This window comes from Streptomyces soli (assembly GCF_003999195.1).
GTDB classification, from domain to species: Bacteria; Actinomycetota; Actinomycetes; order Streptomycetales; family Streptomycetaceae; genus Actinacidiphila; species Actinacidiphila soli.
This window is the reverse complement of sequence record NZ_RJVR01000114.1, coordinates 1-6,023: the sequence shown is the minus strand read 5'-3', so window position 1 is coordinate 6,023 and position 6,023 is coordinate 1. Positions and strand designations below refer to the sequence as shown.

General features: G+C 71.0%; 5 protein-coding genes and 2 pseudogenes. 5 read left to right on the top strand and 2 right to left on the bottom strand.

The features are described from left to right. Positions 1-159 (top strand): annotated as a pseudogene (locus tag EFK10_RS49810) (integrase); the annotation flags it as partial. Between the two features lie 56 nt (positions 160-215). Here the strand turns inward: EFK10_RS49810 and EFK10_RS49805 are convergent. After that, a pseudogene (locus EFK10_RS49805) lies at positions 216-536 on the bottom strand (replication-relaxation family protein); the annotation flags it as partial. A 143-nt stretch (positions 537-679) separates the two neighbouring features. Further along, positions 680-1,726 (bottom strand): type IV secretory system conjugative DNA transfer family protein, encoded by a 1,047-nt coding sequence (locus EFK10_RS09740; RefSeq protein WP_127355332.1) that lies wholly within the window; start codon positions 1,724-1,726, stop codon positions 680-682. A gap of 654 nt (positions 1,727-2,380) precedes the next feature. Here EFK10_RS09740 and EFK10_RS09735 point away from each other — a divergent pair. The 4 genes from EFK10_RS09735 to EFK10_RS09720 all read left to right on the top strand — a co-directional run. Next, positions 2,381-3,241, top strand: coding sequence for a LysR family transcriptional regulator (locus EFK10_RS09735; RefSeq protein WP_127355331.1), 861 nt, complete (start codon positions 2,381-2,383; stop codon positions 3,239-3,241). Between the two features lie 120 nt (positions 3,242-3,361). Beyond that, entirely contained in the window at positions 3,362-4,222 is an 861-nt protein-coding gene (locus EFK10_RS09730) for an NAD-dependent epimerase/dehydratase family protein (protein WP_240677107.1), read from the top strand. Positions 4,223-4,680: 458 nt separating this feature from the next. Then, positions 4,681-5,181 (top strand): cation:proton antiporter family protein, encoded by a 501-nt coding sequence (locus EFK10_RS09725; protein WP_127355330.1) that lies wholly within the window; start codon positions 4,681-4,683, stop codon positions 5,179-5,181. A gap of 541 nt (positions 5,182-5,722) precedes the next feature. Next, on the top strand, positions 5,723-6,023 hold a 301-nt coding region (locus tag EFK10_RS09720), incomplete at its 3' end, for a CBS domain-containing protein (RefSeq protein WP_127355329.1).

Genomic DNA, 6,023 nt, shown 5'->3' with positions numbered 1-6,023 from the left:
GGTTACAGAAGGATCCACGGCGAACTCGCTGCCCTCGGCATCAAGCTCGCACCCTCCACGGTGTGGGAGATCCTCCGGGCGCACGGGATCGAGCCCGCTCCCGAACGCGACCGCCCCACCTGGGCCGCCTTCCTGCGCGGCCAGGCCCACACGATCCTGTAGTGCAGAACGGCATCGGCGATCAACTTGTCCTCGCCGCCGGTGTCCGGCAGCCGGTGCGCGACCTCGGGCACCCAGTCCAGCGGGCCGTACTCGTCGCCGCGGACTCGGGCGTCGGCCAGGAACGCCAGGTGCGCGCGCAGCACGGTGAGAGTGTGGGCCGCCCGCAGCGAGGCCTCGGTTCCGCTGGCCGGCGGCTGCACCGTACGGCCGCGTAGTTCCGGCCACCCGGAGGCGACCCGGGCGCCGCGGGCGGTGAGGAACCAGGCGCGCAGACGGCTGCTGTTGGGCAGCACCGTGTACGAGATCAGGTCGTCTTCCCGCAGAGTGTTGAGGGTTCGGCTGGTGGTCTGCCGGACAGAACCCTGCGCGACCATCTGGTGCAGCTGCGGTGTGGTGGCCAGCCGGTGTTGTGCGAGAAGCGCCATGGCGCGGTGCCCGGCGGTGTCCTGCGTGCTGGGCTGGGGCTCCGCTCCGGCGTCGTCTGCGATGGCGTCCAGGTCCGTCTTGGTGTTGTTGGTCATGCGAACTGCCCCTCGGGAATGGTGTCATCGGTGGGTCTCGTGGGTGGAGGCGACGGCGGTGAGCTCGGCCAGTGGTCGCGCCCCGGTGTTGGTGTGCGCGGCCAGCTGCAGAGCGCGCACCTTGCCCGGGCGGGCCAGGTCGCCAAAGACCTCGCTGAGCTCCGGGCCGCGGATCTGCAGGGGGCCGATCCGCTTGCCGGCCACGGTGAAGCTGGCCCAGTGGTGGTAGCGGTCGAGTTCGGCGGCTTCCGCGACCTGGCCGCCCCACTCGTCGGTGATGTGCCGGATCGCTCCACGGACCCGGCGGTGGTCGACAGGCAGGAGGCGTTCTGGAGCAGCGCGGTACGCACATCGGAGCTGAGGCGGTGCAGCAGCTGCGTCATGCCGTGCATGCGCACACCGAACTTCCGCAGCTGCTCGGTGATCTCGGCCAGGGATGTTGAGGGGGCGCCGTCGAGGGAGATCAGCTCGTCCAGGTACAGCCGGAACCACCGCCGGTCACGCTCGGGGATGTCACGGCGCGACAGCCCCGCCCGGAGCATGTCGCGCACCAGCAGGGACACCAGCAGCCGGTCGGTGGGGCCGGTACCGGCCGGGCAGATCCACACGACTTTCGAGCGGTCCATGGCGTGCCGGATGTCGTAACTGTCGGTCGGGCTGCCGAGGAACGCGCAGATGACGGGGGAGGCGGCGAGTCGGTCCAGTGGGTTGAGGACCGTCGGCAAGGCGTCTTTGGGGAAGTCGGTGAAGGACGTCATCCACCAGCGGGCCGCCTCGGTGTCCAGCCGGTCGACGACCAGCTTGCGGAACCGCGGGTCGGTCAGCAGGGGACGGATCTGGAAGACCGTGGCCTGGCAATCCTCGGCCCGGGCAGCCACCGCCTGGGCGTTGACCGCCGCCAGGGCCTCAACCGCTTTGGTGAGGATCGTGATCGCCCGGGGGGTGTTCGCGTCCCCCCACCCAAGCGAGGTCGCGAAGGCATCCCCGTCGCGGCCACCACCTCGTGCGGGGGCTGCCCTGCGGTCATGCTCAGCGGGTTCCACGTTGCCAGGCGGTCCTGCGGGTCCCGGATGCTCACCGACCCACGGCGGCCGCTGGCAGGCCACTCCCGGAGCCGGTCTCGCGCGTTGCGCAATGCCTCCCCGTGCCCCTCTGCAGCGCCGATTGCGCAGCCCGATTGCGCAACCCGCGGCGCCAATTGAGCAATCCGACGCGGGGATTGCGCAAACCTGCGGCGCCCGGCGATCTTCGCCGGTCGCACTGTGCAAGAGCGACGGGACTCTTGCGCAGGCGGTCGCCCGGTCGTGCCGCGCTGCTGTCGTCGGCCCGTCCATGTTGGCTGCGCATGCCTTCACCAACTCCTGCGCAGCGGTCTCCGGGCGCTTGCTCGCGTCCGCCGACGCGGGCGACCGGGTGTGCGGCGTCGGTCCGAGGCCCCCGTGGCCGCTACGTTCTGTCACGCGCTCTGGAGGACAGCAGAACGTCCCGGCGGTCTGTGTTTGGGCAGATCGCCGGGGCCGGTGCCGTACGGACGCCTCGGGCACGGGCGGGCGTACGGGGTCAGGAGCGGTGATGGCGCTCTTCGAATTTCCCCACCTGGTGCTCAGGGGTTGGCCAAACCTGCTCAATTGATCTCCCCGACGACACGGTCCGGAGGAACTAGGCTGGGACATGGCGTTCGCACGGTGGGAGATGTCGTGGATGTCGATCTGCGCAAGATGCGCTACTTCGTGGTTGTGGCCGAGGAGTTGCACTTCGGCCGGGCCGCCGAGCGGTTGCACATCACGCAACCGGTGCTGTCCCGGCAGATCCGCGCGCTGGAGCAGGAGCTGCGCGCGCAGCTGTTCACCAGGAACAAGCAGACCACCGAGTTGACGGCCGCCGGCCGTCAACTGCTGGAGGACGCGCGCCCCCTGCTGGCCACCGCGCAGGCCCTGTGCCGCCGGGTCCAGCAGGCCGCCCACGGATCTTCGGCGTTCACGGTCGGCTTCATGCCCGGGATCACCGTGACCGGCGCGGTGCGCGCCTTCTCCGCCAGGCATCCCGAGCTGAGTGTGCAGGTGGTGCGCACTTCCTGGGGCGACCAGGTCCAAGGGGTGCACGAGGGCCTTCTCGACGTGAGCTTCGTACGGCTGCCCGTCGACCATCGCGGCCTGGAGCTGCGCCCGCTCTTCCGGGAGCCCCGCGTCGCCGTACTGCCGGCGGACCACCGGCTGGCGGGCAAGGAGTCCATCGTTATCGCGGATCTGGCGCCCGAGCGGCTGCTGCAGGACCCCGACGCCGTCCCCGAGTGGCGTGACCTCCCCGAGCGGACCGGCGGCGAGGGGGCCGGGCCGCGGCCCTCGTTCGCCACCGTCGAGGAGAAGCTGGAACACGTCGCGACGTCCGGGGGCGTCCTCGTCCTTCCGCTGTCCACCGCGGCCTATTACACCCATACCGATGTCGCGCATGTGCCCATCGACGACATCGGCCCCAACGAGGTCTGCCTTGCCTGGAGCGCTGGCCGCCGCTCCCCTCTGCTCCCGGAGTTCGCCGACATCGCCGCTGCCCAGCACTGATGCCCTGGGGACATCACCGCTGACGGAAGAGGTCTTGGACGCCGGCCGCGGCACGGGGCCAGGGTGGAGGAGCGGCGGAATCCCCCGCCGCCATCGACAAGGACCGTGAGAGCGATGTAGATCTTCATCACAGGTGGCTCCGGCTACATCGGCCGCTCCACCATCCGGGCACTGACCGGGCACGGCATCGGCGTGACGGCGCTGGCGCGCAGCGAGCACGCGGCGCGCACCGTGTCGGACCTTGGTGCCATTCCGGTTGCGGGGGCGCTCACCGACACCGATGTCCTCCATGAGGCGGCCCGCGGGGCCGACGGGGTCATCCACCTCGGGGTGGACTACGCCGAGGGCGCCGCGGACGTCGACCGCGCAGCGGCGGAGGCACTGCAGGACGGTGTGGGAAGCTGCCCCTATGTGCACACGGGCGGGGTGTGGGTGTACGGCGACACCGACGGGGTCGTCGACGAGGACGCCCCGCTGAGCCCGCCGCGCATCACCGCTTGGCGGCTGGAGAACGAGAAGCGGGTGCTCGCCCGGGCCGCCACCGGAGAGCACCCGGTGGTGGTGATGCCAGGGCTGGTCTACGGCCGCTCCGGCGGACTGGTGCAGTCGTTCTTCGTCGAGCCGGGGCGCACCGCAGGTGCCGTGCCCTGCATCGGGGACGGCTCCAACCACTGGGCGCTGGTCCACGTCGACGACATCGCCGAGCTGTACGTCCTGGCCCTGAACGCCCCGGCCGGTTCCGTTTACGCCGGGGTCAGCGGCCAGAACCTTCCGCTGACCTACGTCACCCGAGCCCTCAGCCACGCCGCCGGATGCCCAGGCAGGATCGACTCGCTGACCCTCGAGGAGGCCGTGCAGCGCATGGGCCCGATCGCCGAGGCATTCGCCCTCGACCAGCAGTTCAGCGGCGCCCGGGCGCGCCGCGAGCTCGGCTGGACGCCCACCCGTCTCGAAGCCCTGGCCGAACTCGCCCAGGGCTGAACACCAGGGAAAGGGGTGCCCGCCGCATCGGGAAGGCGGTGCTGAATGCGGGGCCTGGAAGCCATCGTGGTAATTCTCGCGGCCGTGCTGGCCATGCAAATCACCGACTTCTGGGAGGTGAGCACCTTCATCCTCAACAGTGCCCTGTTCGTCCTGGTGGGCATCCAGACACCCGCCATCGTGAGCGTGATCAGCTTCGTCTCCCTGGGACACGCCGTGGTCACCGCGTTGCTGGTCGGCGGCGTGGTGATCGCCACTCGCCTGCTGTGGTTGTACTCGGTGCCCTACCTCCTCCGCGCCGTCGACCGCCGCCCGTCCAGCGCACGCTGCGCTCCGGCGCCCGGGAACGGTTCCCTGTCGCCTGGAGCGGGGTGCGCGGGGCCGTGTCGCTGGCGGCCGCCCTCGGTGTCCCGACCACCATGGCCGCGGGCCGGCCGCTTGGGTGACACGGCCTGCTGGTGTTCACCGCCGTGGCCGTCATCCTGGTCACGCTGGTCGTCCAGGGCACGACCATGCCCGCGGTGATCCGTTGGGCCGGACTGCGCGGCGATCCCGACGAGACCACCGAGGAATGCCGCGCCCATCGCCAGATCGTCAATGCCGCGCTGGAAGTCCTTCCCGACTACCCCGACCGCCTGGATACGCCGCCGGAGACCACCGACGCCATCCTGAGCGAACTGCGCCAGTACGCAGCCGAGGACGCAGGACCGCCCGACACCGGGCCCGGCGTGCGGACCGGGCTCGAACTGCGCCGCACCCTGATCGGCGTCAAACGCAGCGCCCTGATCCGCCTGCGCGACCAGCGCATCATTGACGACATCGTCCTGCGCCGGCTGCAGTCGGTCCTGGACAGCGAGGAAATCAGGATCGAGCTGGCCCTGCGTGCCTTCACCGGCCGTCCGCCCTCACCACCGGCCGGCGGCACGGCCGATCCGCGCGGCAGGGCGCAGGGGGAGTGAGCGACCGCGTCCGGTCCTGGGATGTGATCTTCCGCCGGCAGGCAGCCGCGTCGCGGCACTGTGTCCGTGCGGCCCTCCCAGGTACGGTCGGCCGCCCGGCTGCGTCCGCCCGCTCGCATGAAGCCGTCGGAAGGTACTTGGAGGTCCCGTCTGTGTGAGCATCGCTAGAAAATCCACCTCCGGCGATACGGGAGAGGTCGCGGGCCGTCGACGTCCTGGTGCTGTCGATCTGCCATTCCTCTGCAACGCGCTCTTCGCTCTCCAGACCCACAAGGTCGAATGAACTACCAAGTGGGGCGAACGGGTATCACTGGGGAAAATCGCAGATCCTCATCAGTCTCCGCCACTCCGGGCCGTGGGACCGCGGGCTCCTCCCGCCCAGGGCGGACGTCACTGGTCGCCGGGGCGGCGCGGTGCTGTCATGGGTGGGGGAGAGGGCGTGGACGAGCCGACAGAGACGCGGAGGCCGGCGCGCCGCGTGTCGTCCGCCCGGGCGGTCCGACCGCGGCCGCCCCGTCGCACAGCGGAGGAGGCCGATGCCATGCTGCACCGCCGCACGGTCGGTGACGTGATGGCCGAGGAGGTCGTCACCTTCCGCCCCGACACGCCGTTCCACGAGGTCGCCGCCCTGCTGGATGCGAACGACATCGCCGCGGCCCCGGTCGTCGACGACGACGGCGCCCCCGTCGGCGTCGTGTCCGCCTCTGACGTGCTGCGGCACGAGACCGGTATGCCTGATCCGCGGGGGCAGGACGGGGACGACGAGCGCGCCTGGGGCAAGGCCCGGGCCCGGACCGCGGGCGCGCTCATGAGCAGCCCCGTCTTCACCGCCCGCGCCGACT